Origin of the sequence: Lentzea cavernae (assembly GCF_014653695.1) — a bacterium.
In the GTDB taxonomy this organism is placed as follows: Bacteria; Actinomycetota; Actinomycetes; order Mycobacteriales; family Pseudonocardiaceae; genus Lentzea; species Lentzea cavernae.
This window is the reverse complement of sequence record NZ_BNAR01000002.1, coordinates 519,553-540,136: the sequence shown is the minus strand read 5'-3', so window position 1 is coordinate 540,136 and position 20,584 is coordinate 519,553. Positions and strand designations below refer to the sequence as shown.

The following is a 20,584-nucleotide window of genomic DNA, read 5'->3' as shown; positions in this document are numbered from 1 at the left end:
ATCTCCGACATGACCTACACGGCACGTCAGCTCAACCGCGCCACGCTCGACCGGCAGATGCTGCTGCGGCGCGAACCCGTTGACCTGGGGACCGCCGTGGACAGGGTCGTGGCGATCCAGGCGCAGGAACCGGCGTCGCCGTACATCGCGCTGTGGAACAGGATCGAGGGCTTCGACCCCTCCGGCCTGGACGAGGCGTTCGCGAACGGGGTGGTCCGCAAGGCATCGCTGATGCGGATCACCCTGCACGCCGTCGCGGCCGCGGACCACGAGGTGTTCCACCACGCGATGCTGCCCGCGCTGCGCGCCTCCCGCCTGTACGACAAGCGGTTCAAGGCCATGGACGTCACGATCGACCAGGTCGACGCGCTGCTGGAGCACCTGCTGGAGTTCGCGGCGACACCGCGGCAGAAGGCGGAGATCGAGGAACTGCTGCACTCGCACGTCGGAGACGTCGGCGAGCCCGGCGTCTGGTGGGCGCTGAGGACCTACGGCGGACTCGTGCACGCGCCCACGGGCGGGCCGTGGTCGTTCGGACTGCGGCCCGCCTACCAGGCCGTGGCGACCGAGCCGCGCGAACGGATGGCGGCCGTCGCCGAGCTGCTGCGCCGCTACCTCACCGGCTTCGGGCCCGCGACCGTGCTCGACATGAACCAGTTCACCATGCTGCCGCGCACCACGATCCGGGAGGCGCTGGCACTGCTGAACCTCACCGAGAGCGGCGGCTTCCACGACGTTCCCGACCGGACGGTTCCGGACGAGGACGTTCCGGCGCCGCCGCGGCTGATGGCCATGTGGGACAGCACGTTACTCGCCTACGCCGACCGGAGCCGGATCATTCCCGAGCCGTACCGCAAGCTCGTCATCCGCAACAACGGCGACACGTTGCCGACGCTCCTCGTCGACGGGCACGTGGCCGGGGTGTGGCGCCCGACCGAGGACGGGGGCGTGGAGGCCAGCGCGTTCCACGCCCTGGACGAGGACCAGTGGGCCGGGCTGGCGGAGGAGGCGGCGTCACTGCGCAAGCTCCTCGGCGATCGGGAACCGCTGGTGTACAAGCGTTATGCGCGGTGGTGGGCCGGGCTTCCGGCTGCGGACGTGCGCGTGCTCTGAGCCGGCGGGGGATTACGGCCCGTCCCCGTGGTCGATCACCAGAGACGCCCGTGCCGCCGGATCGCAGGCCGCCAGGTACAGGCGCTGCCCCTCGACGTACCGGTGGTTGCGCGGGTCGTCCGGATCGGGCGGGCTGCCGTCACGCGCGGCCATCCGCGCCACGGACACCGCGAACTCGACGTGCAGGAACACCGAGAAGTCCCAGTGGGCCACGAGTTCGTCGCGGTGCAGGAAGATGCCGTCGACGAGCAGGAGCGCGGACGGCGGGGCGACCTCGGCCGGCACGTCCACGTGCTCGTCGGTCCCCAGGTCGTGGCTCGCGCGCCGGAACGGCTGCCCGGCGGCGAACGGTGCGAGCAGGTGCGAGACGAACCGCTCGTAGTCGTAGCTGTCGAGGAAGAACCCCTCGGGTGAGGTCCGGCCGCGTTGCCAGCGCACCGCGCGCGGGTGGTGGAAGTCGTCCACGGACGCGCGCACGACCTCGCGGCCTCGTGCGCGCAGCACGACGGCCAGGGCGTCGCAGAACGTCGTCTTGCCCGCCCCGTCCACGCCGTCGACCGCGACCAGGCCTCGGGCGGGGAGCAGGTCCGCCACCTCGTCGAGCGTCATGGCGCTGACGATTTCACACCTCGTGACCGCCGCAGGCCCGAACGGATGAGACCGGGGTCTCCCCGGCCTCAAGAACGCGTAAAAGCCGCCCCCGCTCCCGTAAGGACGCTGTCAGGCACCCCCTGATCAGGCATTTCTTGATGCACGCTTCCGAGCGTCATCAAGAAGACCTCGTTGTTGAAGGGAGCGGCGTCATGGCCGACCTGGCCTACGCGTTGCTGCTGATCGGGAGTTTCGTCGTGCTGGGCCTGACGGTGCGTGGGCTGGAGAAGTTGTGAGCACGGGACTCGTCGCGAACGCCGTTGCCGGCGTGATCGCGCTCGCGCTGATCGTCTACCTGTTCGTCGCACTCGTCAGGCCGGAGAAGTTCTGATGTCACCTCTCGCCGCCGGCCTGGTGCAGGTCGGCATCCTCTTCGCGGCCCTCGCGGTCGTGTACCGGCCCTTGGGCGACTACATGGCTCGCGTGTTCACCGCGAAGAGCCACTTACGCGTCGAACGGGCCATCTACCGGTTCGCCCGGATCAACCCCGACGCCGAGCAGAAGTGGAGCACCTACGCGTACGGCGTGCTGGGCTTCTCGTTCGTCGGCATCGTGTTCCTGTACGTGATCCAGCGCGCGCAGTCGTTGCTGCCGTGGAACTTCGACCGCGGGAACGTGCCGGAAGGCATGGCCTTCAACACGGCGATCAGCTTCGTGGCCAACACGAACTGGCAGTCGTACGTGCCGGAGGCCGTCATGGGCCACGCGGTCCAGATGGCCGGCCTGACGGTGCAGAACTTCGTGTCGGCCGCGGTCGGCCTGGCCGTGGCGATCGCCCTCGTCCGCGGGTTCGTCCGGCACCAGACCGACAGGCTGGGCAACTTCTGGGTCGACCTCGTCCGGGGCACGACCAGGATCCTGCTGCCGATCGCGTTCATCGGCGCGATCGTGCTGATCGCGCTGGGCGTCACGATGTCGCTGAAGTCCGGAGTGGACGTCGACGGCCAGGTCGTGGCGAACGCGCCCGTCGCCAGCCAGGAGGTCATCAAGGAGCTCGGCACCAACGGTGGCGGCGTGCTCAACGCCAACTCCGCGCACCCGTTCGAGAACCCGAACGAGTGGACCAACCTGCTCGAGATCTTCCTGATCCTCGTCGTCCCGGTCGCGCTGACCCGCACGTTCGGGCAGCTCGTCGGCGACAAGAAGCAGGGATACGTCCTGCTCGGCGTCATGGGAGTCATCTGGACTGCGATGCTCGGGGTCATCTGGGCCGCCGAGGCGAACGGCCTCAGGCCGCTCGAGGGCAAGGAACTCCGGTTCGGCATTCCTGGCAGCGCGATCTTCGCCGACGCCACCACCGGCACGTCCACGGGCGCGGTCAACTCGCTGCACGACAGCTACACCGGGCTCGGCGGCGGCGCGACCCTGCTGAACATGCTGTTCGGCGAGATGACTCCGGGCGGTGTCGGCACCGGGCTCTACAGCATCCTCGTGATGGCGATCATCGCGATGTTCCTGGCGGGCCTGATGGTCGGCCGCACCCCCGAGTACCTCGGCAAGAAGCTGGGGCGCAAGGAGGTCACGGCCGCCGCGGTGTCGATCCTCGCCATGCCGACCGTGCTGCTGATCGGCGCGGGCATCGCCGCGATCCTGCCGAGCACGCGGGCCGCGCTGAACAACCCGGGAGAGCACGGCTTGTCGGAGGTCCTGTACGCCTACGCGTCGGCCTCCAACAACAACGGGTCCGCGTTCGCGGGCATCACCGTGACGAGCGACTGGTTCCAGTCGTCGCTCGGCCTGTGCATGCTGTTCGGCCGGTTCATCCCGATCATCGCGGTCCTGGCGCTCGCCGGTTCCCTGGCGGCGCAGAAGAAGGTGCCGGTCACGGCGGGCACGCTGCCCACCACCGGGCCGCTCTTCGCGACGCTGCTCACCGGCGCGATCGTGCTGGTCGCCGCGCTCACCTTCGTTCCCGCTCTCGCTCTCGGTCCCATCGCGGAGGCACTGCTGTGACCACGAAACCCGGTCTCGCGGCCGCTTTCCCCGAGGCCCTCAAGAAGCTCCACCCGCGTCACCAGCTGCGCAGTCCCGTGATGTTCGTCGTCTGGGCCGGCTCGTTGCTGGTCACCGTGTTCGCGGTGGCCGAGCCGAGCGTGTTCACCGTCGCGGTGGCGCTGTGGCTGTGGTTCACCGTGCTGTTCGCGAACCTCGCCGAGGCCGTCGCGGAGGGACGCGGCAAGGCGCAGGCGGAGTCGTTGCGCAGGACCAAGAAGGACGCCGTCGCGCGGATGCTCGACGGCAGGACGGTCGCCGGCACCGAACTCAAGATCGGCGACCTGGTGGTCGTCGAGGCCGGTGAGGTCATCCCCGGTGACGGGGACGTCGTCGAGGGCATCGCGACCGTCGACGAGTCGGCGATCACCGGCGAGTCCGCCCCCGTCATCCGCGAGTCGGGCGGCGACCGGTGCGCCGTCACGGGTGGCACGACGGTGTTGTCCGACCGGATCGTCGTGAGGATCACGACGAAGCCCGGGGAGTCCTTCGTGGACCGGATGATCGCGTTGGTCGAGGGCGCGGAACGGCAGAAGACGCCGAACGAGATCGCGCTGACGATCCTGCTCTCCACGCTCACGATCATCTTCCTGCTCGCGGTGGTGGCGCTGCAGCCGTTCGCGATTTATTCCGGCGGCGAGCAGTCGGTGGTCGTGCTGACCGCGCTGCTGGTCTGCCTGATCCCCACGACGATCGGCGCGCTGCTGTCCGCGATCGGCATCGCGGGCATGGACCGGCTGGTGCAGCGCAACGTCCTCGCGACCTCCGGCAAGGCGGTCGAGGCCGCCGGCGACATCGACACGTTGCTGCTCGACAAGACCGGCACGATCACGTGGGGCAACCGGCGCGCGACCGAGTTCATCCCGGTCGGCCCGACCTCCCACGAGACGCTCGTGGCGGCCGCACGGCTGGCGAGCCTGGCCGACGACACCCCCGAGGGCCGCAGCATCCTCGAGCTCGCGGGCGGCGAACCCGCGAGCGAGCACGAGAAGACCGGCGAGTTCGTGCCGTTCACGGCGCAGACCCGCATGTCCGGCATCGATCTCGGTGACCGCAGCATCCGCAAGGGCGCCGCGTCCGCGTTCGAACTGACGGACACGGCCCGAGAGATCGTCGACGAGATCAGCGCCCACGGCGGCACACCTCTTGTGGTGGCGGAGAACGACAGGGTGCTCGGCGTGATCCGGCTCAGCGACGTCGTGAAGCCCGGCATGAAGGAACGCTTCGCCGAGCTGCGCGCGATGGGCATCCGGACGGTCATGGTCACGGGCGACAACCCGCTGACCGCCAAGGCCATCGCGGCGGAGGCCGGCGTGGACGACTACCTCGCCGAGGCCAAGCCCGAGGACAAGATGGCCCTGATCCGCAAGGAGCAGGAGGGCGGCCGGCTCGTCGCGATGACCGGCGACGGCACGAACGACGCGCCCGCGCTCGCCCAGGCGGACGTGGGCGTCGCGATGAACACCGGCACGTCGGCCGCGAAGGAGGCCGGCAACATGGTCGACCTCGACTCGGACCCGACCAAGCTCATCGAGATCGTGGAGATCGGCAAGCAGTTGCTGATCACCCGCGGTGCGCTGACGACGTTCTCCGTGGCGAACGACCTCGCGAAGTACTTCGCGATCCTGCCCGCCATGTTCGCGGCGATCTACCCGGCGCTGGACAAGCTCAACATCATGAACCTGGCCACGCCGCAGTCCGCGATCCTCTCAGCGGTGATCTTCAACGCCCTGGTGATCGTGGCACTGATCCCGCTGGCGCTGCGCGGTGTGAAGTACCGGCCGTCCAGTGCCAGTGCGCTGCTGCGGCGCAACCTGCTGGTCTACGGACTGGGCGGCGTCGTGACGCCGTTCGCCGGGATCTGGCTGATCGACCTGCTCGTGCGACTCATCCCCGGGATCGGCTGAACCATGAACAACTTCCTCAAGCAGTCGTGGGCGGGACTTCGCATCCTGCTCGCCCTCACGGTGCTCCTCGGTGTGCTCTACCCGTTGTCGGTCTGGGGCATCTCGCGGATCCCCGGCCTGCACGCCAACGCCGAAGCCACGGACACGACTCTGGTGGCGGTCCCGCGCGAAGGGGACCGGTACTTCGCACCGAGGCCATCCGCGGCGACGTTGCCCGCGTCCGGCGGCTCGAACAAGGGCGAGCTGAACGAGGACTACACGAAGGTCGTCGCCGAGCGCCGCACGGCTGTAGCGCAACGCGAAGGCGTGCCCGAGAGCCAGGTCCCGCAGGACGCCGTCACCGCGTCCGGGTCCGGCCTCGACCCGCACATCAGCCCGGAGTACGCGGCGTTGCAGGTGCCCCGCGTGGCCCGCGCGTCCGGGCTGCCGGTGGAGAGGGTGCGGGAACTGGTGTCCGCCAGCACCTCCGGCACCTTCACCACCACCGTCAACGTGACAGCGCTGAACCGTGCCGTCGACAGCGCTGCCCAGAACAATGGGCGTTGACGGTCGCCGGGGTGAGCTGAGGATCTACCTCGGCGCCGCTCCCGGCGTCGGCAAGACCTTCGCCATGCTCGGCGAGGCACACCGGCGCCGGGAGCGCGGCACGGAAGTGGTCGTCGGACTCGTGGAGACCCACGGCCGGGACAAGACCGCCTCCCTGCTGGAGGACCTGGAGGTGCTGCCGCGCAGGGTGACGCGGCACCGCGACCTCGAAGTGTCCGAAATGGACGTGGACGCGATCCTGGCCCGCCGGCCGGAGGTCGCGGTGGTCGACGAGCTCGCGCACACCAACGCGCCGGGCTCGCGCAACGAGAAGCGCTGGCAGGACGTCGAGGAACTGCTCGAAGCGGGCATCGACGTCCTCTCGACCGTGAACGTCCAGCACCTGGAGTCCCTCAACGACGTCGTGGAGCGGATCACCGGTGTGCGGCAGCGGGAGACCGTGCCGGACGAGGTGGTCCGCCGCGCCGAACAGGTCGAGCTGATCGACATCACCCCCGAGGCGCTGCGGCGCAGGCTGGCGCACGGCAACGTGTACCCGGCGCACCGGATCGACGCCGCGCTGGGCAACTACTTCCGGCTCGGCAACCTGACGGCGTTGCGGGAACTGGCGCTGCTGTGGGTCGCCGACCAGGTCGACGTCGCGTTGCAGCGGTACCGCAGCGAGAAGGAGATCACCGACACCTGGGAGACCAGGGAACGGGTCGTCGTGTCGATCACCGGCGGGCCGGAGAGCGAGACGCTGATCCGCCGGGCGCGGAGGATCGCGACACGGGCGGGCGCGGAACTGCTGGTCGTGCACGTGCTGCGCGGCGACGGGCTCTCGGGTGTCACGCCCGAGCACATCGCCCGGTCCCGCAAGATCACCGAGGACGTGGGCGCGACCTTCCACTCGGTCGTCGGCGACGACGTGCCGACGGCGTTGCTCGAGTTCGCCCGCGGGGTCAACGCCACCCAGCTCGTGCTGGGGACCTCGCGCAGATCGAGGGTCGCGCGGGCGTTCGACGAGGGCATCGGCGCGGCCGTGGTGCAGGAGTCCGGCGCGATCGACGTGCACATGGTCACGCACGACGAGTCGCGGCGCGGTCTGCGGTGGAAAGCCAGTGCCGACCCGTTGTCGTTGCGGCGCAGGCTGATCGGCTGGGTGCTCGCGCTGGTGCTGCCCGCCGTCGTCACCGCGCTCGGCATGCTGTGGCGCGACGAGCTGGACTTCTCGACGGACCTGGTCGCGTTCCTGCTGGTCACGTGCGTGGTCGCGATCGCGGGCGGGCTGGGACCCGCGTTGTTCTGCGCGGTCCTGGGCGCCGGGCTGCTGAACTACTACTTCACCGAGCCCTACTACAGCCTCGCCGTCCAGACGCCGGAGAACGTGATCACGCTGGCGGCCATGGTGATCGTCGCGACCGTGGTGGCGCTGACCGTCGACCGGGCGGCGCGGCTGGGGGAGCAGGGCGCGCGGGCGCGGACCGAGGCCGCGCTGCTGGCCTCCTACGCGCGGACCGTGCTCACGTCGCCGTACCCGCTGGCGCGGCTGCTGGAGAAGATCCGGGAGAACTTCGGCCTGGAGTCGGTGGTGCTCGTGGAGCGGCGGGACGGGACCTGGACGCGCGTGGAGTGCGCCGGACGGGATCGCGGTCCCGTGACCGAGGTGACGGTCACCGGCGACGTGCGGCTGCGGCTGAGCGGACGCGTGCTGCCCGCGAGCGACCAGCGGGTGCTGGAGGCCGCGGCGGGCCAGACGTTCGTGGCGCTGCGCCAGCAGCGGATGGCCGCCGACGCCCTGCGGGCGCAACGGAAGGCCGAGACGTCGGAGTTGCGCACGGCACTGCTGTCGGCCGTGGGCCACGACCTCCGCACACCGCTGACGTCGATCAAGGCGGCGATCGGGAGCCTGCGCGACACCACGCTGCCACTGTCCGAAGAGGACGTCGGCGAGCTGATGGAGACCGTGGAGGAGTCCGCGGACCGGTTGGCGGGCCTGGTGGACAACCTCCTGGACTCGTCCCGGCTCGCGACCGGATCGGTCGAACCCGTCCTGCGGCCGGTCGGCTACTACGAGGTCGTGGCCAGGGCGCTCACCGGCATCGGGGGAGACGTGTCGGTGGTGGTGGCCGAGGACCTGCCGCCCGTGCTCGCGGACCTGGGACTGCTGGAACGCGTGATCGCGAACGTGGTCGACAACGCCGTGCGGCACGGCAGCCCGTCGCCGGTGATGATCCGCGCCAGCGCGTACGGGTCCCGCGTCGAGCTGCGGATCGTGGACCACGGCCCCGGCCTGCCGAAGAAGGAGGGGCACAAGGTGTTCGCGCCCTTCCAGCGGCTCGGCGACCGCTCCGCCACACCGGGCGTCGGGCTCGGCCTGAGCGTCGCCAAGGGCTTCACCGCCGCCATGGGCGGTGAGATCAGCGCCGAGGACACACCGGGCGGTGGGCTGACCGTGGTCATCTCGCTGCCCGCCTACCAGGAGGGTTCCGGATGACGTCAGTGCTGGTGGTCGACGACGAACCGCAGATCGTGCGCGCGCTGAGGATCAACCTCAGCGCGCGGGGATACGACGTGATGACGGCCTACGACGGCAAGTCCGCGCTCGGCGTCGCCGTCGAGGGCAAGCCGGACGTGGTCGTGCTCGACCTCGGCCTGCCCGACATCGACGGCGTGGACGTGATCGCCGGCCTGCGCGGGTGGTCCACCATCCCGATCATCGTGCTGTCCGCGCGCACCGACTCGTCGGCCAAGGTCGAGGCCCTCGACGCGGGCGCCGACGACTACGTCACCAAGCCGTTCGGGATGGACGAGCTGCTGGCCCGCCTGCGCGCGGCCGTGCGCCGCGACCTCGCCAGGGAGACGGGCGACCCGGTGGTCACGACCTCGTCGTTCGTGGTGGACCTGGCGGTGAAGAAGGTGCGGCGCGATGGCCGTGAGGTGCACCTGACGCCGACGGAGTGGGGGCTGGTCGAGATCCTCGCGCGCAATCCGGGACGGCTGGTGTCGCAGAAGCAGCTGCTGCAGGAGGTGTGGGGGCCTATGCACGTCAACGAGTCGCAGTACCTGCGGGTGTACTTCGCCCAGTTGCGGCGCAAGCTGGAGGACGACCCCGCGCGGCCGAAGCACCTGATCACCGAGCCGGGGATGGGGTACCGGTTCGAGCTGTGAGGTTGACGTGAAGCCGTGAGAGCGCTTCCGTGGAAGTCCGCTGCCGCACGATCGTGACAGAGAGGTCATCGTCGTGGCTCGAAAACTCACGCGCGCCCTGCTGGGACTGGCCCTGGTCCTCCCACTGAGCGGCATCGCGCAGGCAGCGGTCCCACCCACCCCGCCCGGCTGGTCCCTGGCGTGGTCGGACGACTTCACCGGCGCGAACAACAGCGCCCCGAACGGCACCAACTGGATCGTCGACACCGGCCACGGCTACCCCGGCGGCCCCGGCAACTGGGGCACCGGCGAGATCCAGCGCTACACCAACGACCGCGCGAACCTCGCCCTCGACGGCTCGGGGAACCTGCGCATCACCCCGTTGCGCGCCGCCAACGGCGAGTGGACCTCGGGCCGCATCGAGACCCGCCGCTCGAACTTCAAGGCACCCGCCGGTGGCATCCTGCGCATCGAGGGGCGCATCCAGATGCCCAACATCACCGGTACGCCCGCGCTCGGCTACTGGCCGGCTTTCTGGGCCCTGGGTTCGCCGTACCGCGGCAACTACTGGAACTGGCCGGCCATCGGCGAGTTCGACGTGATGGAGAACGTCAACGGCGTCAACAGCGTCTGGGGCGTGCTGCACTGCGGCGTGAACCCCGGCGGCCCGTGCAACGAGACGAACGGCCTCGGCGCGTCGCGGGCGTGTCCCGGCAGCACGTGCCAGTCGGCGTTCCACACCTACCGCTTCGAGTGGGACCGGTCGGTCAGCCCGAACCAGTTGCGGTGGTACGTCGACGGTCAGCAGTTCCACACCGTCCGGCAGAACCAGATGGACGCCACCTCGTGGAACAACATGACGTCGCACCAGGGCTACTTCATCCTGCTCAACGTGGCGATGGGCGGCGCGTTCCCCAACGGCGTGGCCGGGCGGGCGACGCCGACCGCGCAGACCACGCCGGGCAGGCCGATGCTGGTCGACTACGTGGCGGTGTGGACCCGGCCGTAGAACCCTGGTGCCAGCCCCACTGCTCCACCTCCCCGCGATCGCTACCGTGGACGCAAGGGGAGGTGGGGCCATGGGGGACGTGGCGCGCCGGGACGTGTTGTCCTGGCTGGGGAAGGGTGCACTCGGAGCGGTGGCGCTGGGAGCCGTGGGGCAACCGGCGGACGCCGCGAGCGGGGTGACGGTGCTGCGCGGGGCCACGCTGATCGACGGCACCGGCCGCGCACCGGTCCGCGACGCGACCGTCGTGCTGAGCGGTGACCGGGTCCTGGTCGCCGGCCGGCACCGCGAGATCCCGCGCGGTGTGCGGGTGATCGACCTCGCCGGGAAGTACGTGATCCCCGGCCTGTGGGACATGCACACCCACGCGACGTTCTTCGAGAGCACCGTCGCGCCGTTGCACGTCGTCCAGGGCGTCACGGGCGTCCGCGAGATGTGGGGCCAGCCCGAGACGCACGACACCCGGCACCGCATCGAGTCCGGAGAGATCCTCGGTCCTCGGATGGTGATCGCCAGCGCGATCGTCGACGGTCCCGGCTCGATCTGGCCCGGCTCGGACGTGGTGCGCACCCCGGACGAGGCCCGTGCCGCGGTGCGCCGGGCCAAGGACGGGGGAGCGGACTTCGTCAAGGTCTACTCGTTCCTGTCCCCGCAGTGCCACGCGGCCATCGCGGCCGAGGCGCGCAGGCTCAGGATTCCGTTCGCCGGTCACGTCCCGGCCCGTGTGCCTGTGCAGGACGCGCTGGCCCAGCACACCCACGAACACCTCTACAACCTGTTCACGTCCACTTCGGACGATGCCGACGCCCTCTACGCCGAGCTCCGCGGGCGTCCCGACGACCCGGCGGACCCGGACTGGTGGGGCCGCCACGCGGGCCGGATCGAACGGGCCGCCGTCGCCACGCACTCACCGGCCCGCGCTCGCAGGCTGTTCGCGTCGATGGTCGAACGAGGCACGTGGCAGTCGCCGACGCTCTTCGTCGAACGCAACATGTCCCGCTCACCCGAGGCCATCACGAACGACCCGGTGGCCCTCGAACGGATGCGCTACATCCCGGTCGACCTGCGTGCGCAATGGCAGGCGATCATGTCCGGCCGTCCTCCCCGCACCCCGGAGGAAGTCGCGGAACTGCGGAAGTTCGGTGACGCCCGCATGCGTCTGCTGAAGCAGATGCACGAGGCCGGGGTCGGTGTCGTCGCGGGCACGGACGCGGGGTTCGCCTACGTGTTCCCGGGCTTCTCGCTGCACGACGAACTGGCGTTGCTGGTGCAGGCCGGCCTCACACCGGACCAGGCGCTCCGGTCGGCCACCAGCGAAGCCGCCCGCTGCCTCGGACGGGAGCACGAGACGGGCACGGTCACGCCCGGCAAGCAGGCGGACCTCGTCGTGCTGGACGCGGACCCGTTGCGGGACATCACGAACGTCGGCCGCGTCCACGCCGTCGTCAGCCGGGGCCGCTACCTGGGCCCGGCCGAGCGGGCGCGGATCCTGCACGAGATCGAGGCCGCGGCACAGGAACCCGTCGACGCACCGGCGACACCGATGGGCTGCTGCGCCCACTGAGCTGTGGCCCCCACCACCGCGCTCGTCAGGATCGCGTCAAGGTGGGGGCCACCCGTGTCAGGGTCTCGTCCGGTACCTGGGCAGCGACGCCCGGCAGGCGTGTGCTGGACGCATGACACTCGCGGAGTTGTTGCCCAGCACCGGATGCTCCACCGAACCGGTGCTGGAGGAGGGGCTCTGGCCGGACGGCACGCGCGTCGCCGGCGGGGACCTCGTCATCGGTGGGCTCCCCGCGACGCAGCTCGCGGCCCGCTTCGGCACCCCGTGCCAGGTGCTGGACGAGCGGACGGTCCGCGCGAGGGCGACGGCCTTCCGCACGGCACTCCCGCGGGCCGAGGTCGTGTTCGCGGGCAAGTCGCTGCCCTGCCCCGAGGTCTACCGCTGGATGGCGCAGGAGGGCCTGTCCCTGGACGTGTCGTCCGCGGGAGAGCTCGCGCTGGCCAAGGCCGCGGGCTTCCCGGCACAGCGGATCATCATGCACGGCAACGTGAAGACCGCCGAGGACCTGAAAGCCGCGCTGGCGTACGGGGTCTCCCGGATCGTCGTCGACTCGCTCGACGAGATCGCGCAGCTGGGCGCACTGGCCACGCGCGGCCAGGAAGTCATGATCCGCGTGACGCCCGGCATTGACGCCCGCACTCACGCCAAGATCGCAACCGGTGTCGAGGATCAGAAGTTCGGCTTCTCCCTGGCGTCCGGCGCCGCGCTCGAAGCCGTGCTGCGCGTCGTGGAACAGCCGTCGCTCACGCTCGCGGGCCTGCACTGCCACATCGGTTCCCAGGTCCGGCACGTGGCGAGCTACGAGGAGGCCGTGCGGCGCATGGTGGGCCTGATCGCCTCGTGCGGCACCAGGATCTCCCAGCTCGACCTCGGTGGCGGCTTCTGCGCCCCCTACCTGGCGGGAGAACGGGACTTCGACCTCGCCGGGTTCGCGCACCGGATCACCGGCACCCTCAACTACGAGTGCGGCGTCCACCGCGTACCGCCTCCCCGTCTCCTCATCGAGCCCGGACGGTCGATCGTCGCGAACGCCGGCGTGACGCTGTACCGCGTGTGCGCGGTCAAGCACGGCCTGACGCGCACGTTCGTGGCCGTCGACGGCGGCATGAGCGACAACCCGCGCCCTGCCCTCTACGGCGCCAAGTACGCCGTTCGGCTGGTGGGCAGGGGTGGCAGGCCGAAGCCGGTGACGGTCGTCGGCAGGCACTGCGAGGCCGGGGACGTGCTGGCCGAGGACGTGCCGCTCCCGCACGACGTGCACGCCGGAGACCTGCTCGCCGTGCCCGCGACGGGCGCCTACCACCACGCCCTGGCCTCGAACTACAACCAGGTGTGCCGCCCGCCGGTCGTCGCGGTGAAGGACGGGGTCGCGAGGCCGATCGTGCGCCGCGAGACCGAAGAGGACCTGCTGCGCCGTTACGTTTGACCAATCCGCCTCGCGGTCGAACGCCTGTTCCCTACAGTGGCTCGATGCACTCGTACGCCTACGTGGCCGACTCGCGGCTCGACGAGACGCGACGCGCCCTGGGACTGCAGACCTCCGGCGGCAGGGCGCCGAACCCGAGGTTCTTCACCGGGTTCCTCGGCGACTCGCAGCAGGCCGCCACGGCGTTGCTCGCCATCGCCAAGATCGCGGGCACCCGGTACTTCCAGCCCACGAACGAACGCCTGCGCGACCCGGTCGTCACGTGCAACGGCGACCGGTTGCGCTTCGAGTCGTTCTCCGGCTGCTGCGGTGTTTACGCCCGCCTGGACGTGCTGGGCGACGCGCTCGACGGCGAGGTGCACGACCGCGGCACCACGAACGTCGACGTCAACGAACCGCTGCGGCGCGCACTGGCCCGCGTCACCAAGGGCGACCCGCTGCACCTGACCGTCGGGCCGGACCAGGTCGAGGTCGGCACGCTCGACGGCGCGGTCGTGGAGAAGAAGGTCCCGCTGCCGCCGCGCTGGCTGCGCGGCTTCGCCGAGACCCAGGTCCTCACCTCGAAGTTCGATCTCCGCGCCGAACTGTCCCCGATGGACGCCCAGCGGTTCCTCAAGACCCTGCCCAAGGGCCGCGCGGCGGTGTGGGCGGTGCCGTCGGGGAGGTCCCTGCGGCTCAGCGGAACGGCGGGGGCGAACGCCGTGTGCCTGGCGGGCCCGAACCGCCTCGAGACCCTGATCCCGTTGCTGCGCTTCGCCAAAGCCGTCCGCCTCTACGGCCCGCCCACCACCGGCCTGCCCGTCGCGAGCGGCTGGGAGGTCGACCTCGGCTCGCAACGGCTGACGCTGGTCCTGTCGCCCGAGGTGACGCGCGGCCTGTCCGGTGAGGGCGCCGTCCTCGACGGACTCGCGGCGGGCGACGCCGACACCGACGCCGAACTCGTCGGCGCGCTGCTCGACTTCGAGCCCCGCGTGGACGTCGCCGACCTCGCCGGCCGCTCCGGACTCGCCCCGGCGCGGGTGAAGGACGCGCTCGCCCAGCTCGGCACGGCCGGGCGGGTGGGCTACGACCTGGCCGAGGCGTCGTACTTCCACCGCGAACTGCCCTACGGCGGCATCGACGTCGAGGCCATGAACCCCAGGCTGCGCAACGCGAAGGCGCTCGTCGCGCAGAACGCCGTCAGCTGGGACGGCGACACCGCCGTGGTCGGCTCGTACCGCGTCAACGGCGACGCGTGCACCTGCCAGTGGTGGGCCGAGTACCGGGGCGGCCGCGGCAAGTGCAAGCACGTGCTGGCGGCGGACATGGTGAGGGGCGGAGCGTGACGTTCGACCGGATCCGGGCGCTGATCGAGTCGGACCAGCTGCTCGCGCTCGGCGAGGTGCTGAAGAGCCTCACGCCCGACGAGCGCAAGACGTGCGCGAAGGAGCTTGTCGCGTACGAGAAGGCGCACCGCAAGGGCGACAACCGGTGGGAGCACGGGGAACCGCTCGCGATCGCCGGAGCGGGCCTGCTGCCCAGCGCCTCCACGCTCGCGCCGTGGCTGCTCCGATATCAGATCCTGCTGCACTACCGGACCGAGCAGGACCCCGCCGTCATCACGCTTCTCGACGTGCTGCGGTACCGCGATCTGCCGTGGATGCCCGAGCTGATCGCGAAACTGGCCGCGAAGATGCCGTCGCGCGAACGCTGGCGGCAGGACCTCACGAAGATCATCGTGGAGTTCTGCGGGGACGAGCCGCCTGACACGGATGGTTTCCTGTTGCACCTCATGGACTCCGACGTCCGGGGGAACTGGAGGCCGGCGTACGACGCGCTGGTCCCGCATATGCTGCAGGCGGTCGGTTCCGGCGCGGTGCTCAACGTCGACCGGCGGGGCTGGCCGAAGTACCTGCACCGCTACCAGGACAGGCAGGTCCTGCTGGACGGAAGCCTCGCGCGCCTGCAACAAGGTGGCGCGGTCGGCGAGATGGACGGTTTCCTCAAGCTGCACGAGACCCTGAAGGTCACGCTGGACGAGACCGAGGAGCACGCGCGGGACTACCTCGCCCTGCTCCCGGACTCGCGGTCGACGGTCGCGGGCCTCGCGCAGAGCCGGTTGAAGGCGCTGGACGAGGCCGAACGGCTCGACTTCGACCTGCTGATCGACGCGAGCCGCTGGGTGTTCGGCCGCACCGAGAAGAAGCTGGTGCGCACCCAGCTCACGTGGATCGCCCAGCACGCCAAGGCGAACCCGGACGAGGTCGTGCTCACCGTCGCCGAGCTGTTCGGGCACGAGTCCGACGACCTGCGCGGCCTGGCCGTGAAGCTGATCGTCAAGCACCTCGGCAACACGAGCGACGCCACCCAGGCGGAGATCCGGACGCGGGCCGAGCACCTGCCGGCCGACCTCGCGCAGCAACTCGGCACCACCACGACGCAGGACGATGCGATGGAACTGGCGGCGTTCGTGCCCCGGCCGTTCCCCGCGCCGATCGAGACCCTGGACGAGCTGACCGGCGAACTGATGTCGGTGTTCGGCCGCAACTCGGCCCACCTCGAACCGTCCTCGACGGAACGGATCATCGCCGCGATCGTCCGCTTCGCCTGGCAGGACCGGGAAGCGCTCGGCAACGCCCTCCAGGTGGTCTGCGAGAAACACCCCTGGATCGCCTACCGGTCGGAACACCCGGGCTGGAACACGACGGGCAAGCGCAACCCCTACAACGAGTTCGTCGAGGTCATCATCGCCGCACGCGCGAGACCGGCGCGGCTCAAGAAGCCGGTGAGCGACGGCATCGACTTCGCCCGCGACTGGAAGACCGAGCAGCCGGGTGACGGCGAGGTGGCCGACGAGCTGGCGTGCAGGCTGCACGAGATCGCCAGGGGACTGACCTACCTGCCCAAGCCCGACCTGGTCTCCACGCCCACCGAGATGTCCGGCCTGATCGACCCCGCCGCACTCGCTGAGCGGCTCGCGCGGGCCGAGGCCGAGGGCTGGGAACCGTGGCGGCGAGACCTCGAGCAGGCCTTGCACCGCCTGCCCTGCGACACGGACGCCACCCCGTTCGCGCAGCTCACGAGCAAGGCCGCAGGCCGGCTCCGGGACTGGCTCGCGACCAGGACCGACCCCGTGGTCTCCCTCGTGGAGAGGACTTTCTCCCACTCGGGCTACGAGGTGAAGGACACCGGCCTGTACGCGGTGCTCACGCCGGGCCTCGACGAGCCGGAGAAGCTGCTGCGCCACTGGGACGACCAAGGCCCGATGATCGAGTGCTGGCCGTCGACCCTGCCCGCCCAGCGCGAGATCGTCGCGGCCCACCTCGTTCCGCACCTGCGGGCGCGCACGGCGACCAAGGGCGCTGACGGCCCGCTGCTGCCGATGCTCGCCGAGTGCGACGGTCCGGCGGGCGAGGCCCTGCACCTGGCCCTCGTCTACGGCCTGGGCGCCGAACTGACCCTCAACCGGGCGCACGCGGTCGACGCGGTCCTGGTCCTCGAGGCCAGGGGCCAGCTCGACGGCGGGACGCTCGGCGCCCTCCTCGGTCAGGCGCTGGCCGGTGGTGACGTCGTGCTGAACCGCGTGCTGCCCGGTCTGCGCGACGCGGCCCGTTCCGGTGCAGCACAGCAGATCTGGCACGCGCTGGCCGCGCTGCTGCCGAGCCTCTGGTCGCACAACAGGGTCTCCGACGTGATCGAGCTCGCGGTCGAACTGGCCCAGCGGCTCCAGCCGGGCGGTGAGATCGACGGCCTCGCGGAAGTGGCCGCCCGCAAGGGATCGGGCAAGGCCGTCGTGCAGGCGAGGCGACTTCGGAGCGCTCTCGGAGGAACGGCATGAGCTTCGACGGGATCCGCGCGCTGATCGAGTCGGACCAGGTGCCCCGGCTCGCCGAGGTGCTCAGGAACCTCACCCCCGGCGAACGCAAGACGTGCGCGGCGGAACTGGTGGCGTACGAGAAGAAGCACCGGGCGGGCGACGAGCGGTGGAGGCACCACCCGTCGCTGGCGGTCGCGGGCGCGGGCCTGCTGCCCAGCGCCGCGACGCTCGCGCCGTGGCTGCTGCGCTACCAGGTCTTCGCTCACGTCCGGAACCCCAACAGCGCGCCCGCAGCCGTGATCGGCCTGCTGCGGCACCGCGAACCGCTGTGGCTGCCGGATCTCGTCGCACGGCTCGGCGCCAGGATGCAGTCCCGCGGCCTGATCCGCGACGACCTCATGCGCGTGGTCCTGGAGTTCTGCGGGGAGAACCCGCCGGACTCCGACGGTTTCGTCCTGCGCCTGCTGGAGCACGACCGCGGTGCTCTCCGGCGGCCGGGGTTCGAGGTGCTGTTCCCGCGAGTTCTGGAGGTGCAGGGCGCGGGGGCGTTCCTCGTGGACGCGCGGGAGTTGCGGGAACTGCTCGTCGAGCGGATGGACCGCGCGCTGCTCCTCGACGGCTGCCTGGCCCGCCTGCAGCAGGGCGGATCGGCGGCGGACATGGCCGGGTTCCTCGCGTTGCACCGGACCATCGACGTCACACCGGACGAGGCCGCCGGGCACGTGCGGGACTACCTGGCGATGCTGCCGGACTCGCGGTCCACCGTCGCGACCACGGCGCAGGAGCGGCTGCGGCAGGTCGACGAGGCGGGCGGGCTCGACTTCGCCCTGCTGGCCGAGGCGAGCCGCCGGGTGTTCGGCCGCACCGAGAAGAAGCTGGTGCGCACCCAGCTCACGTGGCTCGGCAAGCACGCCAGGACCCGTCCGGACGAGGTGGCGCTGGCCGCCGCGGACCTGTTCGCGCACGAGTCGGGAGACCTGCGCGGCCAGGCCGTGAAGCTGGTCGCCCAGCACCAGAAGCGCCTCAGCGACGCCACCCGCTCCGAACTGATGGCGTTCGCCGAACACCTCCCCGCCGATCTGGCCGCCCAGCTCGGTGTCGAGGCGGTGGCGGAGGAGACGTTCGCACTCGCCCCGTACGCACCGGCACCGTGGCCGGACCCGATCGGCACGATCGACGAGCTGACCGGCGAGGTGCACGGACTGTTCGGCCGCAACGCGGGACCGGTCGACGTCGTCACCGCCGAACGGGTCCTGGAGGCGGTCGTCCGCTTCGCCTGGCAGGACGGGGAGTCCCTCGTGAAGGCGTTCGCTCCGCTGCACGAGAAGTACCCGTGGATCCTGGGGCCGTCGTCCTACGAGAGCCGTGACTGCTGGTCGGCGTTCATCTCGGTCCTCCGCGCGGTGTCGCGGCCGAAAGCCCCGTCCAGGTCGGTCCTCGACGCCGCCAGGGCGTGGGTGAAACAGTTCAAACGCGCCGAGGCCGGCTCGGTGAGCGAGCACCTCACCCAACGGCTCGGCGAGATCGCCAAGGGTCTCGTCACCTCACCGCGTCCGGCGCTGGTGTCCACCCCGACCTCGACGTCCGGCCTGCTCGACGCCACCACGCTGCTCGAACGCCTGGCCAAGGCGGACGCGGAGAACTGGGAACCGTGGCCGCGCGACCTCCGGCAGGCCTACCACCGCCTGCCCCGCGGCACCCGTCCCGAGGACTTCGCGTCGCTGCGGACCAACTCCGGCAAGCTGCTGCGCGAGTGGCTGGGCGACCTGACCGACCCGGTGGCCGAGATCGTCGAACGCACCCGTGAGGAGCGCCACGGCCAGTACACCAGGCCGACCGTCCACAAACGACTCTTCGCGACGCTGACGCCGGGCCTGCCCGACCCGGAGCGGGACTGGCACGCGGGCAACACCTGGGCGTCCATGCTGGCGTGCTGGCCCGCCGTTCTGCCCGCCCAGCGCGAGGTCGTCGCCGCGTACGCCGTGCCGACGCTCGCGATCGCCAGGGACAGCAGCGACACACTCCCGGTGCTCCCGGCTCTCGCCGAGGCGGACGGCCCGATCGGCCCCGCCACGCACCTCGCGTTCGCCTACGGCCTCGGCGCCTCCCAGACCGTCGCCCGCGCTCAGGCCACCGACGGCCTGCTGATCCTCGCCGCCCGCGACCAGCTGGACGGCAAGGCGCTCGGCGAGGTCGTCGGCCTGTTGCTGGAACGCGGCGAGCTCGCCCTCACTCGCGTCGTCCCGTGCCTGCGCGACGTGGCCCGTTCCGGCGCCGCGCCCCAGATCTGGGACCTGGCGGCCGCCGTCCTGCCGAGGACGTGGTCGCACAACAGGGTCGCGGACCTGGTCGAACTCGCCGTCGACCTGGCGCAGCAGGTCAAGCCGGGCGGCAGCCTCGACGGACTCGCCGAGGTCGCCGCCCGCAAGGGTTCGAGCAGGACGGTGGTGCAGGCTCGGAGGCTGGCGGCCGCGCTCAGCTAGCGAAGACCGGGTAGTGGTCGGAGAAGTCGTCGTAGGTGTACTTGCGCCCCCACGACGTGATCGACCACTCCGGACTCTTCACACGCCGGGTCTCGTTGCGCAGCAGGGGACCCTGGACGGTCAGCACGTAGTCGAGGTGCTCGGAGGCGTCGTCGGGGCTGTACTGGTCGCGGCACACGCTGTTGTCGGCGCAGTCCCACGAGAACGGGTGCCCGCCGATCTCGGGCGTCCGCGCCCCCAGTTCGGCGACCATCCGCGGGAACTCGGCGCTCGCCTCGACCACGTTCAGGTCGCCCGCCACGTACACGGGCTCGGCCGCGGGGATGTTCCGCGCCGTCAGGAACGCCCTGATCTCGGCCCGCTGCCTGGCCCGGTAGCCGCCGGGCGCGCTCGTGCACGTCGAGTCCTCGGCCTGCATGTGCGTGCCCAGCACGTGCATCGGCCCGGACGGAGCCTCGATCCGCACGTAGGCGAAACCCTTGTTGGAGAACCAGTCCGCGCCGCAGCCGTCCCGGTAGACGTGCTGGACCCGCGTGGTGATCGGCCACCGGCTCAGCACCGCGACTCCGCCGTCCTCGGGCGTCGAGTCGCTGTACCTGCCGCTCGTCACGTCCCACCCGGCCCGGCTGCGGCCCAGCACCGGTGTCTGGTGCGGGTAGGTGTCGCGCAGGTTCGCGAGCAGCCGGTCGGAGGCGGCGTTGTCGAACGCCTCCTGCAGCACCACGACGTCCTGGCCGTCCAGCACACCGGTGCTGTCGATCAGGTCCGCGCGGGCGACCTGGCCCCAGTTCGGGTAGAGGTTCCGCGACAGCATGAACACGTTGTAGGTGGCGATCTTCGGCGCGGCGGGGGCCGCGACCGCCGGGGCGGCCGAGATCGTCAGCGCGACGGCGACGGCGAGCGTGATCAGGCGCATGACAGCCGATGCTGACGGACGTGAATACTTTTCACAACCAATCGGGCATGACCCG

Annotated in this window: 16 protein-coding genes; 14 read left to right on the top strand and 2 right to left on the bottom strand. The window is 70.9% G+C overall.

All coding sequences use genetic code 11. The annotated features are described in order from the left end of the window. Nucleotides 1-9 precede the first annotated feature (9 nt). Entirely contained in the window at nt 10-1,113 is a 1,104-nt protein-coding gene (locus IE307_RS08430) for a winged helix DNA-binding domain-containing protein (protein ID WP_191297284.1), read from the top strand. A 12-nt stretch (nt 1,114-1,125) separates the two neighbouring features. On the opposite strand, the gene IE307_RS08425 is transcribed toward IE307_RS08430, so the two are convergent. Further along, entirely contained in the window at nt 1,126-1,722 is a 597-nt protein-coding gene (locus IE307_RS08425; RefSeq protein ID WP_191297283.1) for a nucleoside/nucleotide kinase family protein, read from the bottom strand. 140 nt (nt 1,723-1,862) lie between these two features. Between IE307_RS08425 and IE307_RS08420 the strand changes: the two genes are divergently transcribed. The 13 genes from IE307_RS08420 (at nt 1,863) to IE307_RS08360 (ending at nt 19,613) form a co-directional block, all read left to right on the top strand. Beyond that, on the top strand, nt 1,863-2,000 hold the full coding sequence (locus tag IE307_RS08420) for a hypothetical protein (RefSeq protein WP_191297282.1): 138 nt from the start codon (nt 1,863-1,865) through the stop codon (nt 1,998-2,000). Continuing rightward, complete coding sequence (kdpF, locus tag IE307_RS08415; protein WP_089911006.1) at nt 1,997-2,095, top strand: K(+)-transporting ATPase subunit F; 99 nt, start codon at nt 1,997-1,999, stop codon at nt 2,093-2,095. Before IE307_RS08420 ends, kdpF begins: the two co-directional genes overlap by 4 nt. Next, the gene (gene kdpA / locus IE307_RS08410; RefSeq protein ID WP_191297281.1) at nt 2,095-3,717 is read left to right on the top strand and encodes a potassium-transporting ATPase subunit KdpA; all 1,623 of its coding nucleotides are present in this window, start codon (nt 2,095-2,097) and stop codon (nt 3,715-3,717) included. The genes kdpF and kdpA overlap by 1 nt, the downstream gene beginning before the upstream one ends. Next, the gene (gene kdpB, locus IE307_RS08405) at nt 3,714-5,663 is read left to right on the top strand and encodes a potassium-transporting ATPase subunit KdpB (protein WP_191297280.1); all 1,950 of its coding nucleotides are present in this window, start codon (nt 3,714-3,716) and stop codon (nt 5,661-5,663) included. The genes kdpA and kdpB overlap by 4 nt, the downstream gene beginning before the upstream one ends. A gap of 3 nt (nt 5,664-5,666) precedes the next feature. Further along, nucleotides 5,667-6,209: a potassium-transporting ATPase subunit C gene (locus tag IE307_RS08400; RefSeq protein WP_191297279.1), complete on the top strand. Its 543-nt coding sequence runs from the start codon at nt 5,667-5,669 to the stop codon at nt 6,207-6,209. Next, nucleotides 6,199-8,685 (top strand): DUF4118 domain-containing protein, encoded by a 2,487-nt coding sequence (locus IE307_RS08395; protein ID WP_191297278.1) that lies wholly within the window; start codon nt 6,199-6,201, stop codon nt 8,683-8,685. Before IE307_RS08400 ends, IE307_RS08395 begins: the two co-directional genes overlap by 11 nt. Beyond that, a complete protein-coding gene (locus IE307_RS08390; RefSeq protein WP_191297277.1) occupies nt 8,682-9,359 on the top strand; it encodes a response regulator in 678 nt (225 codons plus the stop codon). Before IE307_RS08395 ends, IE307_RS08390 begins: the two co-directional genes overlap by 4 nt. Nucleotides 9,360-9,432: 73 nt before the next feature. Next, nucleotides 9,433-10,347: a glycoside hydrolase family 16 protein gene (locus tag IE307_RS08385; protein ID WP_229904522.1), complete on the top strand. Its 915-nt coding sequence runs from the start codon at nt 9,433-9,435 to the stop codon at nt 10,345-10,347. 70 nt (nt 10,348-10,417) lie between these two features. Next, entirely contained in the window at nt 10,418-11,908 is a 1,491-nt protein-coding gene (locus IE307_RS08380) for an amidohydrolase family protein (protein WP_191297276.1), read from the top strand. A 112-nt stretch (nt 11,909-12,020) separates the two neighbouring features. Continuing rightward, nucleotides 12,021-13,334, top strand: coding sequence for a diaminopimelate decarboxylase (gene lysA / locus IE307_RS08375; RefSeq protein ID WP_191297275.1), 1,314 nt, complete (start codon nt 12,021-12,023; stop codon nt 13,332-13,334). Between the two features lie 44 nt (nt 13,335-13,378). Continuing rightward, a complete protein-coding gene (locus IE307_RS08370; RefSeq protein WP_191297274.1) occupies nt 13,379-14,659 on the top strand; it encodes an SWIM zinc finger family protein in 1,281 nt (426 codons plus the stop codon). Further along, entirely contained in the window at nt 14,656-17,151 is a 2,496-nt protein-coding gene (locus tag IE307_RS08365; RefSeq protein ID WP_191297273.1) for a DUF6493 family protein, read from the top strand. The genes IE307_RS08370 and IE307_RS08365 overlap by 4 nt, the downstream gene beginning before the upstream one ends. Further along, nucleotides 17,148-19,613, top strand: a complete 2,466-nt coding sequence (locus IE307_RS08360) for a DUF6493 family protein (RefSeq protein ID WP_191297272.1) — start codon at nt 17,148-17,150, stop codon at nt 19,611-19,613. The genes IE307_RS08365 and IE307_RS08360 overlap by 4 nt, the downstream gene beginning before the upstream one ends. On the opposite strand, the gene sph is transcribed toward IE307_RS08360, so the two are convergent. Then, a complete protein-coding gene (sph, locus tag IE307_RS08355; protein ID WP_191297271.1) occupies nt 19,606-20,529 on the bottom strand; it encodes a sphingomyelin phosphodiesterase in 924 nt (307 codons plus the stop codon). The genes IE307_RS08360 and sph overlap by 8 nt on opposite strands. Nucleotides 20,530-20,584 lie beyond the last annotated feature (55 nt).

What these genes read in the sequence shown, in the direction of transcription:
- IE307_RS08400 (WP_191297279.1), top strand. Translation starts at nt 5,667, where the DNA reads ATGAACAACTTCCTCAAGCAGTCGTGGGCGGGACTTCGCATCCTGCTC.
- IE307_RS08430 (WP_191297284.1), top strand. Translation starts at nt 10, where the DNA reads ATGACCTACACGGCACGTCAGCTCAACCGCGCCACGCTCGACCGGCAG.
- IE307_RS08380 (WP_191297276.1), top strand. Translation starts at nt 10,418, where the DNA reads ATGGGGGACGTGGCGCGCCGGGACGTGTTGTCCTGGCTGGGGAAGGGT.
- lysA (WP_191297275.1), top strand. Translation starts at nt 12,021, where the DNA reads ATGACACTCGCGGAGTTGTTGCCCAGCACCGGATGCTCCACCGAACCG.
- IE307_RS08360 (WP_191297272.1), top strand. Translation starts at nt 17,148, where the DNA reads ATGAGCTTCGACGGGATCCGCGCGCTGATCGAGTCGGACCAGGTGCCC.
- kdpA (WP_191297281.1), top strand. Translation starts at nt 2,095, where the DNA reads ATGTCACCTCTCGCCGCCGGCCTGGTGCAGGTCGGCATCCTCTTCGCG.
- sph (WP_191297271.1), bottom strand. Translation starts at nt 20,529, where the DNA reads ATGCGCCTGATCACGCTCGCCGTCGCCGTCGCGCTGACGATCTCGGCC.
- IE307_RS08390 (WP_191297277.1), top strand. Translation starts at nt 8,682, where the DNA reads ATGACGTCAGTGCTGGTGGTCGACGACGAACCGCAGATCGTGCGCGCG.
- IE307_RS08370 (WP_191297274.1), top strand. Translation starts at nt 13,379, where the DNA reads ATGCACTCGTACGCCTACGTGGCCGACTCGCGGCTCGACGAGACGCGA.
- IE307_RS08395 (WP_191297278.1), top strand. Translation starts at nt 6,199, where the DNA reads ATGGGCGTTGACGGTCGCCGGGGTGAGCTGAGGATCTACCTCGGCGCC.
- IE307_RS08425 (WP_191297283.1), bottom strand. Translation starts at nt 1,722, where the DNA reads ATGACGCTCGACGAGGTGGCGGACCTGCTCCCCGCCCGAGGCCTGGTC.
- IE307_RS08420 (WP_191297282.1), top strand. Translation starts at nt 1,863, where the DNA reads ATGCACGCTTCCGAGCGTCATCAAGAAGACCTCGTTGTTGAAGGGAGC.